We start from the raw sequence: 18,690 nt of genomic DNA on the forward strand, positions 1-18,690 counted from the left end.
TACTTTTGGGGCGTTTGCCAAAAGTGACCCGCTGTAAGAGCGGAACCATAAGCGGCCGTTACCTAAATAACGGATATGTACTCAAACAAGATCAAGCATTCCCCGCCAACCTCAACCGAGCCGCCTGAGTAAAATCCAACATCCGCTTCAGCGGCCTAACCGCCTGCGGAATCACCGAAGGCTCAACAAAAATCTCATTACTCCCCTCACGCAAGCACTGCAGCGTGCGCTCCAGGGTATTCATCGCCATCCACGGGCAATGCGCACAACTGCGACACGCCGCCCCATTCCCCGCCGTCGGCGCCTCGACAAACACCTTGTCCGGGCACAACTGCTGCATCTTGTAGAAGATGCCGCGGTCGGTGGCCACGATAAACGTCTTGTTCGGCAACCGCTGCGCCGCCGCAATCAACTGGCTGGTAGACCCCACCGCATCCGCCAACTCAATCACCGAAGTGGGCGACTCCGGATGCACCAGAATCGCTGCATCCGGGTACAACGCCTTCATGTCCTCCAACTGCTTGGACTTGAACTCCTCGTGCACGATGCACGCACCATCCCACAGCAACATGTCTGCACCCGTCTGACGCTGGATATAGGTGCCCAAGTGCTTGTCCGGCCCCCAGATAATCGTCTCGCCGTTATCCATCAGGCTTTCGACAATCTCCAGCGCACAACTGGAAGTCACCACCCAATCAGCACGGGCTTTCACCGCCGCCGACGTGTTGGCATATACCACCACCGTGCGCTCAGGGTGCTGATCACAGAATGCCGAGAACTCATCCACCGGGCAGCCAAGGTCCAGAGAGCACGTGGCTTCCAGTGTCGGCATCAGGATGCGTTTTTCAGGCGTGAGGATCTTGGCCGTCTCCCCCATGAATCGCACGCCCGCCACCAATACGGTCTTGGCCGGGTGCGCCGCGCCGAAGCGGGCCATTTCCAGGGAGTCGGACACACAACCACCGGTTTCTTCGGCCAGGGCCTGAATCACCGGGTCGCAGTAGAAGTGTGCCACCAGCACCGCGTCCTGAGCCTTGAGCTCGGCGGCGATGGCGGCGCGGTAGCCCGCCTCTTCTTCGGCGCTCAGCACTTTGGGCTGCTTGGCGTCGAGGTGGGCTTGGACCAGAAGGCGTTCGGAAATTTGCGTCATGTTCGCAAGACCTGCAGGCGCAGTTGCGCGAAAGTCGAGTGTACCACCGGCTCTGGAGCCTTTCGGGCGCCGCCGGACGAAGTGATTGTGTTCATCAAGCACGGTGAAGCTGCGCAAGGCTACAGAATATCGAATGGTTTCAAAAGCCTAATCTGGGATTCGGCCAGGCATGAAAAAGGGAAACCCGGCCAGGGGTTTCCCTTTTTTACAACGACCGGTTTAACCGGGCAAAGCGGACGGATCGTCTTGCAGCAACGCCCACTGATGCATGTTCGCCAGGGCATCCTTCAGGATGGTTTCATCGGCGCCCTTGGCACTCTTGCCTTCCCGCGCCGCATATTCCAGCAGTACCAGGTAGTCGCGATGGCTGGTGGCCTCGTTCGGTACCACGCTGTCGTTAACCAGTCGAGCCATCTCGTATCGCTGGGTGCGGGTGTTCTGGCTGGCGCTTTGGTCCACGGAGGCGTTGGTCAGGAAGCCATCCTTGTAGGTGATGTTCGCCGCACTGCTGGCCTTGTCGTCGACCTGCACATAGAGGTAGTTCTGCGACTCGCGCCTGGTATCGAAAGCCGGCGGCTTCCCGCCATCCAGGCCCTGATGGAAACTGGCCTCGAGGCTTGATCGCTGGACCTGATCGATCGTGCGATTGGAGAGGTCATTGCCGCCGATGCGCGTTTTCTGGGAAATCCCATAGGCAAACGTATCGGTTTCCCCTGGGCGCGCCGGGTTGGGGGAGCTGGCCGCCTGGCTGATGGAGGCCTTGAAATCCGCCAGGCCCGTCAGCAGGCCTTGATCTGCCGCGCTGCGGGTCAGCGGCGCAGGCGCTTTGGCGCCCTGCGGGTAGTTGCTGTTCATGGCGGTAAACGCATCCTTGAACATCGCCATCAGGTCAGCATCTGCCTTGCCCCGCGCCTGGGCCTTGTCGAACTGGGCCAGGTAGCTTTTCAGCGCGATTGCCTGTTGCTTGGCGTTGCCGAGGATGCCGGCGTTCTTCAGGTCGACCGAGAGATTCACTTCCCCCGCCGGGCTACTCATGCGCGTGGTGCGGCCCTGGCTGTCCGCATGGAATGCAAGCGTGAGGTCGTCAGTATTGCTCACTTTCAATTTGCCGCTGAGGTCCACCGAAGCCAATACGCTGGAATCAAACTGCGTCAGCTTGCTCAGCTCGAGCTTCGGCGGCTGGGCGGCCAGGCCGTCGATCGCGTCCTGGAAAGCTTCGCCCAACTTGGCGACTTCCTTGAGTTCGGCGGCGCTGAGGGCGCCACCGTCCACCTTCGCCTGCGCGGCCAGGCCTGCGGACTGGCTGGCCAGGCTGAAGGTGACGGTCTTGCCGCTGGCCGTCTTGACGGTCAGGCTGACCAGGTTGTCGGCCTTGCTGTGCAGCAGCGCCTGTTGAACCTTGAGTTCGGCGGGGCTTTGGGTCCTGGAAGAGCTGGTGCTCAGCGCCGACTGGGAAATGTCGGTACCGCTCTTCGCAAATTGCTCGATCAGGGTAGCGCCCAGGCCGCTGAAGCCTGTGCCTCTGGGCAGTGCAGGGAAATTCGTGCTGATCGCTTTGGTGACCGCATCGTCGCTGTCACTTTCCCAGGCATTGATCGGCCCATGGCCGGGCAATTGGCCGTTGCGGGAATACGTCTCGGCTTGAACGTCTACCGTGACATTGCCAAGGCTGACCACCGAGGAAGGTCGCACGGCAGCGGCGTCCGTTTCTGGCGCCTGCGTAGCTGGCGGGTTAACGGCGGGTCGATTGGTAAGGGCGATGGCGGAGCTGATCGGCGAAAGCGTAGTCATGACGATCCCTGTCTTGAACTGGATTGCAGCCAATTTAACCAAGACAGGGAAGGTTTGGTAGCACGATTGATACAATTGCTAGCAAAGAGCCATGTCAGAAAACTGACTCTTTGCCCTCTTCCGGTGCATCAGAAGCGGTAAGTCACCGAACCGCCGAAACCGTTGGCGCTGTTTTCATACTTGGCGTCGTAGGTCAGCGCCAGTTGCGGATTATTGTCGCGGACCTTGATCGGCTCTTCTTTCAGGTAGGAATAAGCGACGTCGAAGGTCAGGTTATCCACTGGCGTCCAGCCGGCGCCCAGGCTGAACACCGTGCGATCGCCCGTAGGAATACGTACGGACCGGTCGGTGTTGTTGGTGGGCGTCTGGTCCACCGAAAAGCCGGTACGCAGCACCAGTTGCTTGTTCAACTGGTACGACAGGCCGATGGCGTGAGACCAGGTGTCATGCCAGTGCTGTTCTTCGGTGATGGAGTTCAGGCCGGCCAGTTCGGTGGCGAGGTCAGAGACGCCACTGTTGTTGATCGTAATCTTCTTCAACTGGCTCCAGCGGGTGTAGGTGCTGCCGACGTACAGGGTCCAGTCATCGTTGAGTTTATGGGTGACCGAGAAGTCCACGGACGACGGCGTGGTGACATCCAGCTTGGCGTCATACCGCTGCGGGCCGCCATCCACCAGGTCGGTGAGCACCCCCGAGGCGTTGGTTTTGCCCGACAGGTGATACACAACCTGCGAGTGGTAGGTCACACCAATGCGCGTGCTTTCAATCGGCTGCACCAGGATACCGGCGTTGAAACCGGTGGCGGTGTCGTCGCCCTTGACCTTCACGTTTTCCGTGCCGAGGCCAAATGCCGGGACCTTGGAGTCCAGTTCGCCACTGATACGGTTGAAGGTCGGACCGAAGCCCACCGAAACCTTGTCGTTGAAGGCATAGCTGACGGTTGGCTGCACGGTGATGACTTGAACCTTGCTTTTGTTGCCAAAGCCATTGCCCTGGAAGCTGTGTTCATAGTCGGTCACGAGGCCGAACGGCGCGTAGATTCCCAGGCCAAACGCCCAGTGTTCATCAATCGGCGTCACCAGGTAGCCCATCGGTACGGCGATGCCGGGGACCATATCGCCTTTGTTGGTGCCGGGGTTGTCCACGCCACCTTGGCTGGAACTGGCGTCCTTGATGTTCGACTTGGCATCCAGGTAGGTCGCCCCGATGCTCACTTCATTCTGCTTGAGGCGAGACATGCCCGCCGGGTTGCCAAACACCGTGCTGGCGTCATCCGCGGAGGAGGAACGCCCGGCGTAACCGGTCCCCATTGAACTGATGCTTTGTTCGTTGAGGGCGAAACCACCGGCAAACAAGGAAGTGGAGGCAAGGGAAATCGACAGCGCCAAAGCGCTCTTGAAGAGTTTTTTATTCATTATTAGAACTCGAATTATTGGGCAGCGAGGGGAAGCTACCAATCTTCGAGCGGGCAAATTATGAAGAGTTTTTCATGCGCAAAATTGTCCGACAATCCTATTTCTTTCAAAGACTTCGACGGTTTTTCCAGCACTTATTCAGACCCCGGAACCTGAATATGACTGACGGGTTTTAATCTCGCCGTCACGCTTGGAGCATGCCGGATTGCCTGCCATCGAATAAGCGTGAAGGCGCTGGTGATATAAGTGTCGCAATGACATGATGACGGCCATTTAACACGCGTGGCAGCACTCAAATGAATAGCACTATCGGGACGGGTCCTGAGACAAACAGCCCACCTGAATCTGGCGAGAGTGATTTGTCCGCCGCGGGCCTCAACCACAGCGAAGCCTTCACCGAACGCGTGCTTGCCAGCATCAACGATTGCATCAAGGTGCTGGACCTCGACGCCCGCCTGACCTTCATGAGCGAAGGCGGCAAGCAGATCATGGAAGTCAGCGACTTCAATGCGATCCGCGGCTGCCCCTGGCCCGACTTCTGGCACGACCAGGGCAATCTCGATGCCAAGGCTGCCGTTGAGGCCGCCAAGGCCGGTCGCAATGCCAGCTTTGTCGGCGCTGCCCACACCCTGGCCGGCAACCTTAAATGGTGGCACGTGAACGTCAGCCCGATCATGGGCAGTGACGGCCTGCCGGAGAAAATCCTCTGCGTGTCCCGGGACATCACGCCCCTGCGCGAAGCCGAAGAGTCCCTGCGCAAACTCAACGAGTCCCTGGAACAGCGGGTGGTCGAACGCACTCGCGATCGCGACCGTATCTGGCGCCTGTCGCCGGACCTGATGCTGGTGGCACAACTCGACGGTGTGATCTCCGCCGTGAACCCGGCCTGGACACGCATGCTCGGCCACGCCGAAAACGACCTGGTGGGCAGCCAGTTGCTGGCCCTGGTTCACCCCGACGACCTGGCCGTCTCATCCTCGGCGGTCAGCCGTTTGGGCGATGGCAAGAACTTCCCCAATTTCAAGAACCGTTACCGCCACCAGGACGGCAGCTACCGCATGATCGCCTGGACGGCCGTGCCCGACAGCGACTACATCCACGCCGTGGGCCGTGATATCCAGGCTGAGGAAGAAGCCAAGGAAGCCCTGCGACTGTCGGAAGACGCCCTGCGTCAGTCACAGAAACTGGAAGCCATCGGCCAACTCACTGGCGGTGTCGCACATGATTTCAATAACCTGCTGACGGTGATCAAGTCCTGTGCCGACTTGCTCAAGCCACCTGCCCTGAGCGAAGCACGCCGCGTGAAATACGTGGAAGCCATCGCCAGCACGGTCGATCGCGCGGCCCGCCTGACGGCCCAGTTGCTCACATTCGCCCGCCGCCAGGCTTTGCGACCCGAGGTGTTCAACGTCGGCGAAAGTGTAAAGCGGGTGGGCGAGATGATGGACAGCCTGACCGGTTCACGGGTCAAGGTAAGCATCCAGGTGCCTGACGACGCCTGCTTTATCAACGCCGACGAAAGCCAGTTCGATACCGCGCTGGTCAACATGGTGGTGAACGCCAGGGATGCCATGGCCGGCAACGGGCATTTGACCATCACCGTTTCGACGGCAAGCTGGCTACCCTCGGTTCGCGCTCACCCGGTACGTGTCGCCGATTACGTGACCATCGAACTGGCGGACACCGGCTCGGGTATCCCGCCGGAAAAACTCGACGCGATCTTTGAGCCCTTCTACACCACCAAGGGTATCGGCCAGGGCACCGGCCTGGGCTTGTCCCAGGTGTACGGCTTCGCCAAGCAATCAGGCGGGGAAATCCTGGTACAGAGCGAGTGCGGCAGGGGTAGCCAATTTACGCTGTACCTGCCCAAGGTCGAGCCAAGTGCCATGCCGGTACCTCAAGACACCAGCGCTTCGCCCATCATCTCAGGCTTGTGCGTGCTGATGGTCGAGGACAACGCCGATGTGGGCCTGTACACCTCGCAAACCCTGGAACAGATGGGCTTTCACGTGCTGTGGGTGCCGGATGCGAACAGCGCGCTGGAAGCCCTGGCCCCCAACCCAGAAAGCTTCCAGGTGGTGTTCTCCGATATCTCCATGCCCGGCATGAGTGGCCTGGAGTTGCTGGACGCAATCGAAGCCTTGTACCCATGGCTGCCGGTGGTGCTCACCACCGGCTACAACGACGAATACGCGCGTATCGCCCAGGAAGAAGCCAGCCGTTTTGTCTTGCTGCAAAAGCCGTATTCCACCGAGGTGCTGGCCCTGCTGCTGCAAAAAGTCGTCAAGAGCCGCCTGCCCCTGGTCGCACAAGGCTAGACCGCAGGCCGGGTCGTGTCCGGAACATTCCCCATCTCCAGGGCCAGATCCAGCCAGGCCCGCGCCGCCGGTGGCAAGTGCGCCTGTCGCCGCCAAGCCAGGGCGATGTGCCAATCAGTCTGGGGCTCGTCCAGCTGGATCAGGGCGATGCCGGCGTGCAGGTGTTTGTAAGCCAGCATGCTCGGTAGAAACGCGACACCCAGGCCTGCGGCAACCAGGTCGACGATAAAGTCGATCTGGGCACTGCGGGCGGTGATACGCGGGACTACGCCTCTGCGCTCGCAGGCTGTGAGAATGATCCGGTTAAGCGCAAACCCGGCCTCGAACAGAATAAAGGGCGAGTCAGCCAGGTCGGAAAAATCGACGCTTTTACGCCCGGCCAAAGGATGGTCGATCGGCATCACCACCATCAGTGGCTCGACGCGCACATCCTGATATTCAAATTCTCCCGCCACCGGTACCAGCAACGCGGCCAGGTCCACCTCCCCGGCCTCCAGGCATTCGCCCAACTTCTTGCTGCCATGCTCGATCAGCTCGATCTCGATTTCCGGATAACGCTGTCGATACAAGGCAAACATCGCCGCAAACAGCACCCCACTGCCCACCGGCGGCAAGCCGATGCGCAATACACCGCGCTTGAGCCCCAGCAAGTCGTTGATCTCGGCCACCAGGTCACTGCGCTCCGCCAGCAACACCAGCGCTCGGCGGTAGGCAATTTCGCCGGCGGCCGTGAGCTCGCTCTTGTGGCCGATGCGATTGAACAGCGGCGTGCCCAATTCATCTTCCAGAGTCTTGACCGCCTTGCTGACGGTAGACTGGGTGAGCGAAACCACCTCGGCTGCTTGTGAGAAGCTGCCCTGGCGAACTACTTCGACAAAGGCCAGCAACGTACGAAGGTTCATGAGTATTCCGTTTGCGACTTGATTCAAGTTGGAAAAGTTGTTTTTACCATGAAAGGCCTTTGTCTATCCTCACCCCACCGTTTTCTTTACTCGGGGCATCACTGTTCATGATCATTTCGTCTGCATCGGATTACCGCGAAGCCGCCCGCCGCAAACTGCCGCGTTTCCTGTTCGACTACATCGACGGCGGCGCCTACGCCGAACACACCCTCAGGGCCAACAGCTCGGACCTGTCGGATATCAGCCTGCGCCAGCGCATCCTGCGCAACGTCGAAAGCCTGAGCCTTGAAACCACGTTGTTCGACCAGCCATTGGCGATGCCGGTGGTCCTCAGCCCAGTGGGCCTGACCGGCATGTTTGCCCGGCGTGGTGAAGTCCAGGCGGCGAAGGCGGCAGCGAACAAGGGCATTCCGTTTTGCCTGTCGACCGTTTCCGTGTGCCCGATCGAGGAAGTGGCGTCCCAGAGCCCGCAATCGATCTGGTTTCAGCTGTATGTGCTGAAAGACCGCGGCTTCATGAAAAACGCCCTGGAGCGAGCCCAGGCCGCCGGGGTGAAAAACCTCGTGTTCACGGTCGACATGCCCACCCCCGGCGCGCGTTATCGCGACGCCCATTCGGGTATGTCCGGTGCCTACGGGCCGCAACGCCAAATCCTGCAGGCCATGACCAAACCGGCCTGGGCCTTCGATGTGGGCCTGCTGGGTCGCCCCCACGACCTGGGCAACATCTCCAAGTACCTGGGCAAGCCCACCCAACTGAAGGACTACATCGGCTGGCTGGCCAACAACTTCGACCCTTCCATCAGTTGGAAAGACCTGGAGTGGATCCGCGAATTCTGGAAAGGCCCGATGATCATCAAAGGCATCCTCGACCCACAAGATGCCAAGGACGCGGTGAGCTTTGGTGCCGACGGCATCGTCGTATCCAACCACGGCGGGCGCCAGTTGGATGGCGTGCTGTCCACAGCCAAGGCACTGGCGCCTATCGTACAAGCCGTGGGCAGCGATCTGACGGTGCTGGTGGACTCCGGCGTACGCTCGGGGCTGGACGTGGTGCGCATGCTCGCGCTGGGCGCCAAGGGCGTTCTGCTGGGCCGTGCACAGGCTTACGCACTGGCCGCCGACGGGCAGCGTGGCGTGGAGAACCTGCTGGATATCTTCGCCAAGGAAATGCGCGTGGCCATGACGTTGACCGGAGTCACGTCGATCGCCCAGATCGATGAGTCGATCCTGGTGCGCAGCCAGGGTTGATCAGTGCAGCGACCTCGGAGCATCCCTTCCGGGGTCGCCCACAGATATTTCTAAATGTTTCTTCATAAAGCCAAACCGTCATTAAACAGACACATTTCAGGAATTAAATCGTCACGTCCCAGGCCGGTGGAGCCCTCCACCTGCCCCCTTCCTTTGAGGTGTCGTCGTGATGTTGCTGACCAAAAAGAGTCTGTCAGTGTTGTTCACTGCCCTGTGCCTGAGTGGTGTCGCTCACGCCACTGACGTCACGGGCGCAGGCTCCAGTTTCGTCTACCCGGTGCTGTCCAAGTGGTCCCAGGAATACAGCAAAAGCTCCAGTGACCGGATCAACTACCAGTCCATCGGCTCCGGTGGTGGTATCGCCCAGATCAAGGCGGCTACCGTGGACTTCGGTGCGTCCGACGCGCCGCTGTCGGCGGATGAACTGAAGGCCGGCGGCCTCGGCCAATTCCCAAGCGTGATTGGCGGCATCGTGCCGGTGATGAACGTCGAGGGCGTTGCAGCTGGCCAGCTGAAACTCGATGGTGATGTGCTGGCGAAGATCTTCCTCGGTGACATCAAGGCCTGGAACGACCCGGCGATTGCCGCCCTCAACCCCGGCTTGAAACTGCCGGGCGCGAATATCACCGTGGTCCACCGCTCGGACGGCTCGGGCACCTCGTACAACTTCACCAACTACCTCTCCAAAGTCAGTGATGGCTGGAAAACCAAAATCGGTTTCGGCACCACCGTGCCGTGGCCGGTCGGTGTGGGCGGCAAGGGTAACGAAGGTGTTTCGGCCTACGTGAAGCAGATCAAGAACTCCATCGGCTTTGTTGAATACGCCTACGCCCTGCAAAACAAGATGACCTACGCCTCACTGAAGAACGCGTCCGGCAAATTCGTCGAGCCCAACGCCAAGGCCTTCCAGGCAGCGGCTGATACTGCCGATTGGGCCAACGCCCATGACTTCAACCTGATCATGACCAACGCACCGGGCGAGAACGCGTGGCCGATCACGGCGACCACCTGGATCATCATGTACAAGCAGGCAAAAAACGCCGAGCAAAGCCAGGCCGCTTTCAACTTCTTCAAATGGTCGTTGGAGAAAGGTCAGCAGCAGGCTGCGGCATTGGACTACGTAGCGTTGCCCGATTCCCTCGTGACCCGGATCGAAGGTTACTGGAAGTCTGACTTCGCCCACTGATCCGCCTCTATAGCCCCCTTCCTCAAGCATGTGCATGCTTGATGGAGGCGGGTGAGCACTTCTGATATGAACGACACCGTGCAACCCCTGGTTATGACTACTCACGCAAGCGACGTGTCGGGTGATAGCCGCGCCGCTCGCGATCAGCGCCACGATCTGTGGTTCAAACGCTCGATGTTCGGGGCCGCGATGCTGGTGCTGCTGCTCTTGGCAAGCATCGCCGCCTCCACCCTGTGGGGCGGTGGCCTGGCCTTCAAGACCTTCGGTTTCGGTTTCATCACCAGCACCGAGTGGGATGCGGTCAACAACCACTTCGGCGCCCTGGTACCGATCTACGGCACCTTGGTCACCTCGTTGCTGGCGTTGCTGATTGCGGTGCCGGTGAGTTTCGGCATCGCGATTTTCCTCACCGAAGTGGCGCCGCCCTGGCTCAGAATGCCGGTCGCCTCCGCCGTTGAATTGCTCGCGGGCATTCCCTCGATTATCTATGGCATGTGGGGCCTGTTTGTTTTCGGGCCCTTTATGGCTGAACACTTGTCACCCTGGATCAATGACTACCTGGGTGCGCTTCCGTTTATTGGATCGCTGTTCCAGGGGCCACCGCTGGGCATCGGGATGCTGACCGCCGGCATCGTGCTGGCGATCATGATCACGCCGTTCATCACGTCGGTGATGCATGAGGTTTTCCGCAGTGTGCCGACTCAATTGAAGGAGTCGGCCTACGCACTGGGCAGTACTACCTGGGAAGTGGTGTGGGACATCGTCCTGCCCTACACCCGTTCGGCCGTGGTCGGCGGGATCTTTCTCGGCCTCGGCCGCGCCCTGGGTGAAACCATGGCCGTGACCTTCGTGCTGGGCAACGCGCAACAGTTCTCCGCCTCGTTGCTGATGCCCAGCAGCTCCATCGCGTCCGTCATCGCCAACGAGTTCAGCGAGGCGTACACCGACCTGCATCGTTCGGCGCTGATCGCCCTGGGCTTCCTGCTGTTTATCGTGACATTCGTGGTGCTGGCACTGGCGCGGCTGATGCTCATGCGCCTGTCCCGCAAGGAGGGCCTATGAGCAGCAACGAACGCCTGTACCGCAAGCGCGCCTTGAAGAACCGGGTGGCCATGCTGCTCAGTTGTGGCGCGACAGTCTTTGGCCTGCTGTGGCTGGCGTGGATTCTGCTGACCACCATCATCAACGGCTTTCAGGCGCTCAACCTGCGCCTGTTTACCGAGATGACGCCGCCACCCGGAACAGACGGCGGCCTGGCCAACGCGTTTTATGGCAGCGCCCTGATGTCCGGGATTGCGCTGCTGATTGGCACGCCCATCGGGCTGATGGCCGGTATCTGGCTGGCGGAATTCGCACGGCACTCGCGCCTGGGTACCACGGTGCGTTTCATCAACGACATCCTGCTGTCCGCGCCGTCGATCGTGCTGGGCCTGTTCATCTACACCGGGGTGATCCTGCCGCTGAACCTGCTGACCAATCACCAGGTAGGTTTCTCCGCCATTGCCGGTGCCCTGGCGCTGGCCTTGCTGGTGATTCCGGTGGTGGTGCGCACGACCGACGAGATGCTCCAACTGCAACCTTCCACCATGCGCGAGGCGGCCCTGGCCCTGGGCGTACCCCAGTGGAAACTGACGTTGCAGATCGTGTTGAGAGCGGCCAAGGCCGGCGTGGTGACCGGCATCCTGCTGGCGCTGGCGCGGATTACCGGGGAAACCGCGCCGCTGCTGTTCACCGCCTTCGGCAACCAGTTCTGGAGCAGCAACCTGCTCAAGCCGATTGCCAGCGTGCCGGTGGTTATTTTCCAGTACGCCATGAGCCCCTTCGATGACTGGCACTCCCTCGCATGGGCAGGCGCCTTGGTACTGACGATGTTCGTGCTGGTGCTGAGCTTGCTGTCTCGCCTGATTCTTTTGCGCAATAGGTCCCACTGATGCAATCGACCCGCCTTGATCCTGAAAAAACCAAAATCCGTGTCCGTGGGTTGGAGTTTTTCTACAACAACCAGCGTTCGCTGAAATCCATCGACATCGACATTCCGGAAAAACGCATCACCGCGATCATCGGCCCATCGGGCTGCGGCAAGTCGACCTTGCTGCGGGTATTCAACCGTATCTACTCGATGTACCCGAAGCAGGAAGCCCGCGGTGAAGTGCTGCTCAATGGCGAAAACATCCTCGCCCCCGGCTACTCGATGAACCGCCTGCGCAGCCACGTCGGGATGGTCTTCCAGAAGCCGGTGCCGTTCCCGATGTCGATCTACGACAACATCGCCTATGCCGTGCGCCACCATGAAAAGCTGTCACGCCGGGAAATGGATGATCGAGTCGAGCAAGCCTTGCGCGGCGGCGCGCTGTGGGATGAGGTGAAGGACAAACTCAAACAAAGCGCCCAGAGTCTTTCCGGCGGACAACAGCAACGCCTGTGCATCGCCCGCACCATTGCGCTTCGCCCACAGGTATTGCTGCTGGATGAACCGACCTCGGCGCTCGACCCGATTTCCACCGGGCGCATCGAGCAGTTGATCACCGAGCTGAAAGAGCAATACACAGTGATCATCGTGACCCACAACATGCAGCAGGCCGCCCGGGTGTCGGACAGCACGGCGTTCATGTTCATGGGCGAACTGATTGAGCATGGCAATACGGATGAGATCTTCACCAAGCCGAAGATGAAACAGACCGAGGACTACATCACCGGGCGGTTTGGCTAGCTTTAACAAAAAAGCCGATCACTCTCTGTCGCGAGAGTGATCGGCTTTTTACTGGGCAAAAAAAAACCCGGAAATCCTCACTTGCGTGGGCCTTCCGGATTTTCTAAACCGCCAAAAATGGTGGGTCGTGTGGGATTCGAACCTACGACCAATTGGTTAAAAGCCAACTGCTCTACCAACTGAGCTAACGACCCGCTGTGTGGTGGCGCGTATAATACTGATTTCTAAGGATTATTCAACACCTTATTTAAAATAAATCAGAAATAACGCGTTGGGTCAGTAATTCCGGCCGCTTGGAAGCCCTCTGCACGCAGTCTGCAGCTGTCGCATTTCCCACAAGCGCGACCATCAGTGTCTGCCTGATAGCAGGAAACAGTCAGCGAGTAATCGACGCCAAGCCCTACGCCAGCCATCACGATATCGGCCTTGCTGCGGTTCTGCAGCGGCGCCAGGATGCGAAAGCCCTGCCCTTCTACACCGGCCTTGGTCGCCAGATTGGCCATGCGCTCGAACGACTCGATGTACTCGGGGCGGCAGTCCGGGTATCCGGCGTAGTCCAGGGCGTTGACGCCGATGAAGATGTCGCGGGCATTGAGCACCTCGGCCCAGCCGAGGGCCAGGGACAGGAAGACCGTGTTGCGTGCCGGCACGTAGGTCACCGGAATGCCTTCGCTGGGGCCTTGCGGCACGTCTATGGAGCTGTCGGTCAGCGCCGAGCCACCCATGCCGTCGAGATTCAGGCCGATCACCTTGTGCTCAACCGCGCCCAGGTCTCGGGCGACACGGGCGGCAGCGTTCAGTTCGGCACGGTGACGCTGGCCGTAGTCGAAGCTCATGGTGTAGCAGCTGTAGCCTTCTGCACGGGCCATGGCGACCACGGTCGCGGAGTCGAGGCCGCCGGACAGCAGGATCACCGCACGTTTTTGATCAGTCATCTCAGCGCCCCGGCTCATCGTTCCACAGGTACTTGTGCAGCTGCAGTTGCAGACGCACCGGAAGGTTGTCTGCAACGACCCAGTCGGCCAGGTCGCGAGCATTCAGGTCATGATGGCTGGGGGAAAACAGCACTTCGCCGGCCCGGCGGTCCAGGCCATACTGGATCAGCTTGGAGGTCGCCCAGTCGTAGTCTTCACGGGAACAGATGACGAACTTGACCTGGTCGTTGGCCGTCAGCAGCTCAATGTTCTCGTAGCGGTTGCGGTGCACTTCCTTGGAGCCTGGGGTCTTGAGGTCGACGACTCGGCTGACCCGAGGGTCGACTGCAGAGATATCGAGGGCGCCGCTGGTTTCCAGGGACACCTCGTAACCGGCATCGCACAACTGCTTGAGCAAGGGAATGGCATTGGGCTGTGCCAAGGGCTCGCCACCCGTGACGCAGACATAACGCGGCCGGTAACCGGCCACCTGCTCAAGGATGTCTTCAAGGGTGCGCACGGTGCCGCCGCTGAAGGCGTAGGCGCTGTCGCAGTACTGGCAACGCAGCGGGCAACCGGTGAGGCGCACAAATACAGTGGGCAGCCCGGCAGTGCGCGTTTCACCCTGCAACGAGTAAAAAACTTCGGTGATACGTAATGTGTCTTGCATAGTCGCCACGGGCGTAACAGCTAAACAGGCTGTCCGCCTCCGTCAGGCACTTCGAGGAATTCCGCCAACGCGTAAACCCCAGGAAGCGTGTTTCATAAAAGGGCGTGGATTCTAACGAAAAAACCCGCGCAGGGCGCGGGTTTCTTCTGAACGGGTTGCGACGCTTACATGCGTTGCAGATCCCGCTGAGCCAACTGGGCCGCAGAGGTACCCGGATACTGGGCCACCACCTGCTGCAGAATGCCTTTGACCTTGTCGGTATGACCCAGGCGGCGTTCTACGTCAGCCAGTTTGTACAGCGAATCCGGCACCTTGGCGTGCTTGGGGTACAGCTGGCTGACCTTGGCAAATGCCTGGCCTGCGCCCTGCAGATCACCCTTGGCCAGGTTCACCTCACCCAACCAGTACTGGGCGTTGCCCGCGTACTGGCTGTTCGGGTATTTGCGCAGGAATGCGGTAAAAGCCTGGCTGGCCTTATCGAAATCCTTGGCTTTGATCAGGTCGAAGGCTGCATCGTAATACAGCTTTTCCTTCGCCGGATCACCCGGTTCGCTGCTGGCGGCAGGGGCTTGGCTCGCAGCCGCGGCCCCTGCCGCTGCACCACCGGCGGCGCTTGCGGCGCCACCGGCAGAAGAATTATCAGGAGTGGCGGCTGGTGTAACGCCGGCTCCAATGCGTCGATCAAGATCCTGGTAACGCTCCAGGCCTTCTTGCTTCAGCTGGTTCACTTGATTCTGCAGAACCTCAATCGTGCCTTGTTGCTGCGACAATTGATCCTGCATGCGTTGCAGCTGGTTGAACAGTTCGCCCTGTGCCGAAGGCGCGGCAGTTGCCGCGCCCCCGGCATAGGCGCCGTTCGTGCCATAACCCGCTGGCGGATAACTGCTCCCGCTATTGTTATAGCCAGAGTTGCTATCTTCCACAGGAACCGCAGCCCACACCGCAAGCGGTGCCAGGCTGAGAGCCAATACAGTTAGAGCACGACGGCACGTTCGCATGACGAATTACTTACGCAGTTCGACGCGACGGTTTTGAGCCCAGGACTGCTCGTCGTGGCCAGTAGCAACTGGACGCTCTTTACCGTAGGAAACCAGTTCCAGTTGGCCTGGAGCAACACCTTGCAGAACCAGGTAGCGCTGAACGGCTTTCGCACGACGCTCGCCCAGTGCCATGTTGTACTCACGAGTACCACGTTCGTCGGTGTTACCTTCCAGAACAACGCGAGCGCCGTTAGCTTTCAGGTCCTTCGCGTGAACGTCCAGAGCGCGCATGGCTTCTGGTTTCAGGTCCGAACTGTCGTATTCGAAGTAGAAAGTGGTGATAGCGCGCAGAGCAGCTTCTTCGCTCAGGGAGCCGTCAACTGCACCAGTGTTAGCGCCGTAACCAGCGTTTGGATCAACAGCTGCGCCTTCACCGGCATTGTCGCCGCCTTTAGACGAGCAACCAACGGCTACGGACAGAGCCAGAGCCAGAGCAGCAAACTTACCAAACTTCAGCATTTCCATCGTGAAACTCCTAATGAACCCCAGTGTGTTAAGTACTTCTTTTTGTAGCGCCGCGTCAGTTCAGGTAAGGGGACCAGGACGGTTCTCTGACTTCGCCTTGAGCGGTAGGAAGCGGGAGCCTTACGCGTCCATTAATGGACACGAGCATCAAGACTCCCCGGCCCTGCTGGCGGGTGGCGTAGATTACCATGGTGCCGTTGGGCGCAACAGTAGCTGACTCATCAAGGTTGGTATCTGTAAGGATTTTTACGGTTCCACGCTGCAAATCCTGGGCCGCAACCCGGAAATTAGTGAAACCATCCTGACGGTGAATCATCACCAACGTCTTTTCATCAGCCGAAAGCTTAGGTGCAGCGTTGTAGTTACCAATAAAGGTCACTCGTTCGGCGCCGCCGCCGTTGACGCTGGTTTTGTAGACTTGCGGCTTGCCGCCACGGTCGGAGGTGAAGTAGATGGTCGAGCCATCCTTGCCCCAGAACGGTTCGGTGTTGATGCCCGGGCCGCTGGTAACACGGCTCAGTTGGCGCGAAGCCATGTTCATCACGTAGATGTCCGGGTTGCCATCCTTGGACAATACGAATGCCAGGCGTGAACCATCCGGCGACCAGGCTGGCGCGCCATTCAGGCCTTCGAAGTTGGTGATCTGCTCACGGCGACCGGTATCGATGTGCTGGACGAAGATCCGTGGACGCTTCTGTTCAAAGGACACGTAGGCGATACGCTTGCCATCTGGCGCGAAACGCGGCGACAGGATCGGCTCACGGGATTGCAGCAACGTCACTGCACGCGCGCCGTCATAGTCGGAACGCTGCAAAGTGTAACGAGTGTTGTCTACCGAAAAACGCTCGGCCGTTACATAGAGCAAGCGCGTGGAGAAGGCACCCTTGATCCCGGTCAGTTTTTCAAACGACTGGTCGGAGATGTAGTGCGCCATGTCCCGCAGCTGATCCGTGGTGCCCGACACGCTGCCGGTCAGCACTTGCTGCTCGGTCGCGACGTTGAACAGGGTGTACTGGATCTGCAGGCGACCGCCTGCGGGCGTGATGCTGCCCACCATCAGGTACTGGGCGTTCAGCGCTTTCCAGTCACGGAAGATGACTTCGCTGGCCTGGGTCGGCTGGCTGATCATGTTGCCTTTGTCGATCGGTGCGTAGTAGCCGGAGTTGCGCAGGTCATCGCTGATGATCTGCGACATGTCGTCCGGCAGCACGCTGCCGCCCTGCCAGCCAAACGGCACAACGGCGATCGGGGTGGCCCGATCGCTACCGCTGGTGACCAGGATGTTCTTTTCATCCGCCGCCGCTATCCCTGCCATGCAGCAAATAACGACAAGCATTCCTCGAAGAAGGTTTCTCACAAGGCTAGATCCTCAGGTGTGAATGTCATCTTGAATGAACGGTAGGGAGCGAAGTCGCTTGGTTTCATTCCCTGCATCTCGGTCAACCGGCCAATGTTCTTGACCGCTGCTACCGCCGAACTGTCGAACGAACCGTCGCCACTGGACTTGGCCACGCTGACCGAAGTCACCGTACCGTCCGGCAACATGCCGATCTGCAGCACTACTGTCATGCCTTTACGTGCCGAAGGAGGACGGGTCCACCCTTCCGCTGCCCGTGAACGAATCAGGTCGTCGAAACTGCCCGCGACTTCATCACCACGTTCATCGGCCAAGGCTTGCTGGCGCTGCGGCGTGTCGGAAAGCAAATCGGCCAAGGCCTGGGCCTTTTTGTCTTCGGTCGATTTACGCGCTGCTTCCTGGGCCTTTTTCTTGGAGGCATCGGCGGCAGCTTTCTTCTTCGCATCGTCGGCGATCTTCTTCTTCGCCTCGTCAGCTTCAGCTTTCTTCTTGGCGTCGTCCGCGGCTTTCTTCTTCGCGTCTTCGACTATCTTTTTCTTCGCGTCTTCAGCGGCCTTTTTCTTGGCCTCTTCTTCGGCAGCCTTCTTGGCTTCTTCTTCAGATTTCTTCTTGGCTATATCAGCCAATTGTTTCTCTTCAGCTTTCTTGGCTTCGGCAGCTTTATCGGCTTTCTTGGCTTCATCAGCCTTTTGCGCCTCTGCAGCTTTCTTCGCCTCGTCAGCCTTTTTCGATTCCTCGGCCTTTTGAGCCGCCTCTTCTTTCTTTTGTTCCGCAGCAGCCTTCACCGCTTCCTGCTCGACCTTCTTCTGTTCCATCTGCTCGACTTCAGTCTGGCGCGCAGCCGACTTCTGGGCCTCACCCGCAATCTTCTGATTGGTCTGGGTGGTGGCCTGGCTTTTCGATTTCAGCTGATACAGGGTCGCCTGCACGATCGGCTTGGCTGGCGGCAGGTCCGGGGTCATGGCAAAGCTGACGAACAGCATGCCAAACACCAGGACGTGCAGGGCAATTGCCCAGACGCTAGGCCAGAAGTAGCTTTCCGAGGCGGACGGCTCTCGCTGTTGGTGCATCAGGGCGCCTCGGTAATCAAGCCAACATTACCGACCCCGGCCTTCTGCAGCCCGCCCATGGCGCCCATGACGGAGCCGTAGTCGACGACCTTGTCGCCGCGAATGAACACCTGGGTGTGCTTGCCACCTTCGTTGCCGGCGCGAATGATCTTGGTCACGGCATCAGTCATCTGCGGCAAGGTCATGGCCTTGTCCTGCTGTTTCTGAGTGTCGACTTCGCTGCCAAGGTTCCAGTAATAGGTCTTGTCAGCCTTGATCGAAATGGTCAGGACCTGGGTGTTGTTGTCCTGCGGCAAGGCTTCGCTGGAAACCTTGGGCAGATCAACCTTCACGCCCTGATTGAGCATCGGCGCGGTCACCATGAAGATAACCAGCAGCACCAGCATCACGTCGATGTAAGGCACCACGTTCATCTCGGCGACCGGCTTGCGCTTTTTGCGAGCTCGAGCGAT

The 18,690-nt window shown here is 59.5% G+C and carries 17 protein-coding genes and 1 tRNA gene; 6 read left to right on the forward strand and 12 right to left on the reverse strand.

Translation table 11 applies throughout. The features are described 5' to 3' along the window. Positions 1 to 91 precede the first annotated feature (91 nt). The 3 genes from nadA to HX814_RS22195 all read right to left on the reverse strand — a co-directional run bounded on the left by nadA (position 92) and on the right by HX814_RS22195 (position 4,356). Positions 92 to 1,150 carry a quinolinate synthase NadA gene (gene nadA / locus HX814_RS22185; protein ID WP_003209852.1) on the reverse strand — a complete coding sequence of 353 codons (1,059 nt, stop codon included), beginning with the start codon at positions 1,148 to 1,150 and terminating at the stop codon, positions 92 to 94. A gap of 219 nt (positions 1,151 to 1,369) precedes the next feature. Beyond that, positions 1,370 to 2,941, reverse strand: coding sequence for a lactate dehydrogenase (locus HX814_RS22190; protein ID WP_218175046.1), 1,572 nt, complete (start codon positions 2,939 to 2,941; stop codon positions 1,370 to 1,372). 128 nt (positions 2,942 to 3,069) lie between these two features. After that, positions 3,070 to 4,356, reverse strand: coding sequence for an OmpP1/FadL family transporter (locus HX814_RS22195; RefSeq protein WP_003209847.1), 1,287 nt, complete (start codon positions 4,354 to 4,356; stop codon positions 3,070 to 3,072). Positions 4,357 to 4,715: 359 nt separating this feature from the next. Between HX814_RS22195 and HX814_RS22200 the strand changes: the two genes are divergently transcribed. Continuing rightward, a complete protein-coding gene (locus HX814_RS22200) occupies positions 4,716 to 6,674 on the forward strand; it encodes a PAS domain-containing sensor histidine kinase (RefSeq protein ID WP_087692901.1) in 1,959 nt (652 codons plus the stop codon). On the opposite strand, the gene HX814_RS22205 is transcribed toward HX814_RS22200, so the two are convergent. Continuing rightward, complete coding sequence (locus HX814_RS22205) at positions 6,671 to 7,576, reverse strand: LysR family transcriptional regulator (protein WP_003209844.1); 906 nt, start codon at positions 7,574 to 7,576, stop codon at positions 6,671 to 6,673. The genes HX814_RS22200 and HX814_RS22205 overlap by 4 nt on opposite strands. Positions 7,577 to 7,683: 107 nt before the next feature. Between HX814_RS22205 and lldD the strand changes: the two genes are divergently transcribed. The 5 genes from lldD to pstB all read left to right on the forward strand — a co-directional run bounded on the left by lldD (position 7,684) and on the right by pstB (position 12,722). Beyond that, the gene (gene lldD / locus HX814_RS22210) at positions 7,684 to 8,826 is read left to right on the forward strand and encodes an FMN-dependent L-lactate dehydrogenase LldD (RefSeq protein ID WP_003209842.1); all 1,143 of its coding nucleotides are present in this window, start codon (positions 7,684 to 7,686) and stop codon (positions 8,824 to 8,826) included. Positions 8,827 to 8,995: 169 nt separating this feature from the next. Continuing rightward, entirely contained in the window at positions 8,996 to 10,012 is a 1,017-nt protein-coding gene (gene pstS, locus HX814_RS22215; protein ID WP_003209841.1) for a phosphate ABC transporter substrate-binding protein PstS, read from the forward strand. Between the two features lie 66 nt (positions 10,013 to 10,078). After that, positions 10,079 to 11,074 (forward strand): phosphate ABC transporter permease subunit PstC, encoded by a 996-nt coding sequence (pstC, locus tag HX814_RS22220; protein ID WP_003209839.1) that lies wholly within the window; start codon positions 10,079 to 10,081, stop codon positions 11,072 to 11,074. Next, positions 11,071 to 11,943 carry a phosphate ABC transporter permease PstA gene (pstA, locus tag HX814_RS22225; protein WP_003209837.1) on the forward strand — a complete coding sequence of 291 codons (873 nt, stop codon included), beginning with the start codon at positions 11,071 to 11,073 and terminating at the stop codon, positions 11,941 to 11,943. The genes pstC and pstA overlap by 4 nt, the downstream gene beginning before the upstream one ends. Continuing rightward, a complete protein-coding gene (pstB, locus tag HX814_RS22230) occupies positions 11,943 to 12,722 on the forward strand; it encodes a phosphate ABC transporter ATP-binding protein PstB (protein ID WP_003209835.1) in 780 nt (259 codons plus the stop codon). Before pstA ends, pstB begins: the two co-directional genes overlap by 1 nt. A gap of 118 nt (positions 12,723 to 12,840) precedes the next feature. Here pstB and HX814_RS22235 read toward each other — a convergent pair. From HX814_RS22235 to tolR, 8 genes are all read right to left on the reverse strand, one after another. Beyond that, a tRNA-Lys gene (locus tag HX814_RS22235) sits at positions 12,841 to 12,916 on the reverse strand. Positions 12,917 to 12,979: 63 nt separating this feature from the next. After that, positions 12,980 to 13,657: a 7-cyano-7-deazaguanine synthase QueC gene (queC, locus tag HX814_RS22240; protein WP_177009706.1), complete on the reverse strand. Its 678-nt coding sequence runs from the start codon at positions 13,655 to 13,657 to the stop codon at positions 12,980 to 12,982. A 1-nt stretch (position 13,658) separates the two neighbouring features. Next, entirely contained in the window at positions 13,659 to 14,306 is a 648-nt protein-coding gene (queE, locus tag HX814_RS22245) for a 7-carboxy-7-deazaguanine synthase QueE (RefSeq protein WP_003209831.1), read from the reverse strand. A 164-nt stretch (positions 14,307 to 14,470) separates the two neighbouring features. Continuing rightward, positions 14,471 to 15,304, reverse strand: a complete 834-nt coding sequence (gene ybgF, locus HX814_RS22250) for a tol-pal system protein YbgF (RefSeq protein WP_023659229.1) — start codon at positions 15,302 to 15,304, stop codon at positions 14,471 to 14,473. A 6-nt stretch (positions 15,305 to 15,310) separates the two neighbouring features. Continuing rightward, positions 15,311 to 15,811 (reverse strand): peptidoglycan-associated lipoprotein Pal, encoded by a 501-nt coding sequence (gene pal, locus HX814_RS22255; protein WP_003209827.1) that lies wholly within the window; start codon positions 15,809 to 15,811, stop codon positions 15,311 to 15,313. A 55-nt stretch (positions 15,812 to 15,866) separates the two neighbouring features. Next, on the reverse strand, positions 15,867 to 17,147 hold the full coding sequence (gene tolB / locus HX814_RS22260; protein ID WP_032868196.1) for a Tol-Pal system beta propeller repeat protein TolB: 1,281 nt from the start codon (positions 17,145 to 17,147) through the stop codon (positions 15,867 to 15,869). A 17-nt stretch (positions 17,148 to 17,164) separates the two neighbouring features. Continuing rightward, positions 17,165 to 18,238 (reverse strand): cell envelope integrity protein TolA, encoded by a 1,074-nt coding sequence (tolA, locus tag HX814_RS22265; RefSeq protein WP_003209823.1) that lies wholly within the window; start codon positions 18,236 to 18,238, stop codon positions 17,165 to 17,167. Continuing rightward, complete coding sequence (gene tolR / locus HX814_RS22270; RefSeq protein WP_161635741.1) at positions 18,238 to 18,690, reverse strand: protein TolR; 453 nt, start codon at positions 18,688 to 18,690, stop codon at positions 18,238 to 18,240. Before tolR ends, tolA begins: the two co-directional genes overlap by 1 nt.

Origin of the sequence: Pseudomonas sp. C8002, from assembly GCF_013385765.1 — a bacterium.
Taxonomy (GTDB): Bacteria; Pseudomonadota; Gammaproteobacteria; order Pseudomonadales; family Pseudomonadaceae; genus Aquipseudomonas.

Excerpts from the sequence above, each read along its gene's own strand:
- nadA (WP_003209852.1), bottom strand. The coding sequence starts at position 1,150 with ATGACGCAAATTTCCGAACGCCTTCTGGTCCAAGCCCACCTCGACGCC.
- HX814_RS22190 (WP_218175046.1), bottom strand. The coding sequence starts at position 2,941 with ATGACTACGCTTTCGCCGATCAGCTCCGCCATCGCCCTTACCAATCGA.
- HX814_RS22195 (WP_003209847.1), bottom strand. The coding sequence starts at position 4,356 with ATGAATAAAAAACTCTTCAAGAGCGCTTTGGCGCTGTCGATTTCCCTT.
- HX814_RS22205 (WP_003209844.1), bottom strand. The coding sequence starts at position 7,576 with ATGAACCTTCGTACGTTGCTGGCCTTTGTCGAAGTAGTTCGCCAGGGC.
- lldD (WP_003209842.1), top strand. The coding sequence starts at position 7,684 with ATGATCATTTCGTCTGCATCGGATTACCGCGAAGCCGCCCGCCGCAAA.
- pstS (WP_003209841.1), top strand. The coding sequence starts at position 8,996 with ATGTTGCTGACCAAAAAGAGTCTGTCAGTGTTGTTCACTGCCCTGTGC.
- pstC (WP_003209839.1), top strand. The coding sequence starts at position 10,079 with ATGAACGACACCGTGCAACCCCTGGTTATGACTACTCACGCAAGCGAC.
- pstA (WP_003209837.1), top strand. The coding sequence starts at position 11,071 with ATGAGCAGCAACGAACGCCTGTACCGCAAGCGCGCCTTGAAGAACCGG.
- pstB (WP_003209835.1), top strand. The coding sequence starts at position 11,943 with ATGCAATCGACCCGCCTTGATCCTGAAAAAACCAAAATCCGTGTCCGT.
- queC (WP_177009706.1), bottom strand. The coding sequence starts at position 13,657 with ATGACTGATCAAAAACGTGCGGTGATCCTGCTGTCCGGCGGCCTCGAC.
- queE (WP_003209831.1), bottom strand. The coding sequence starts at position 14,306 with ATGCAAGACACATTACGTATCACCGAAGTTTTTTACTCGTTGCAGGGT.
- ybgF (WP_023659229.1), bottom strand. The coding sequence starts at position 15,304 with ATGCGAACGTGCCGTCGTGCTCTAACTGTATTGGCTCTCAGCCTGGCA.
- pal (WP_003209827.1), bottom strand. The coding sequence starts at position 15,811 with ATGGAAATGCTGAAGTTTGGTAAGTTTGCTGCTCTGGCTCTGGCTCTG.
- tolB (WP_032868196.1), bottom strand. The coding sequence starts at position 17,147 with ATGCTTGTCGTTATTTGCTGCATGGCAGGGATAGCGGCGGCGGATGAA.
- tolA (WP_003209823.1), bottom strand. The coding sequence starts at position 18,238 with ATGCACCAACAGCGAGAGCCGTCCGCCTCGGAAAGCTACTTCTGGCCT.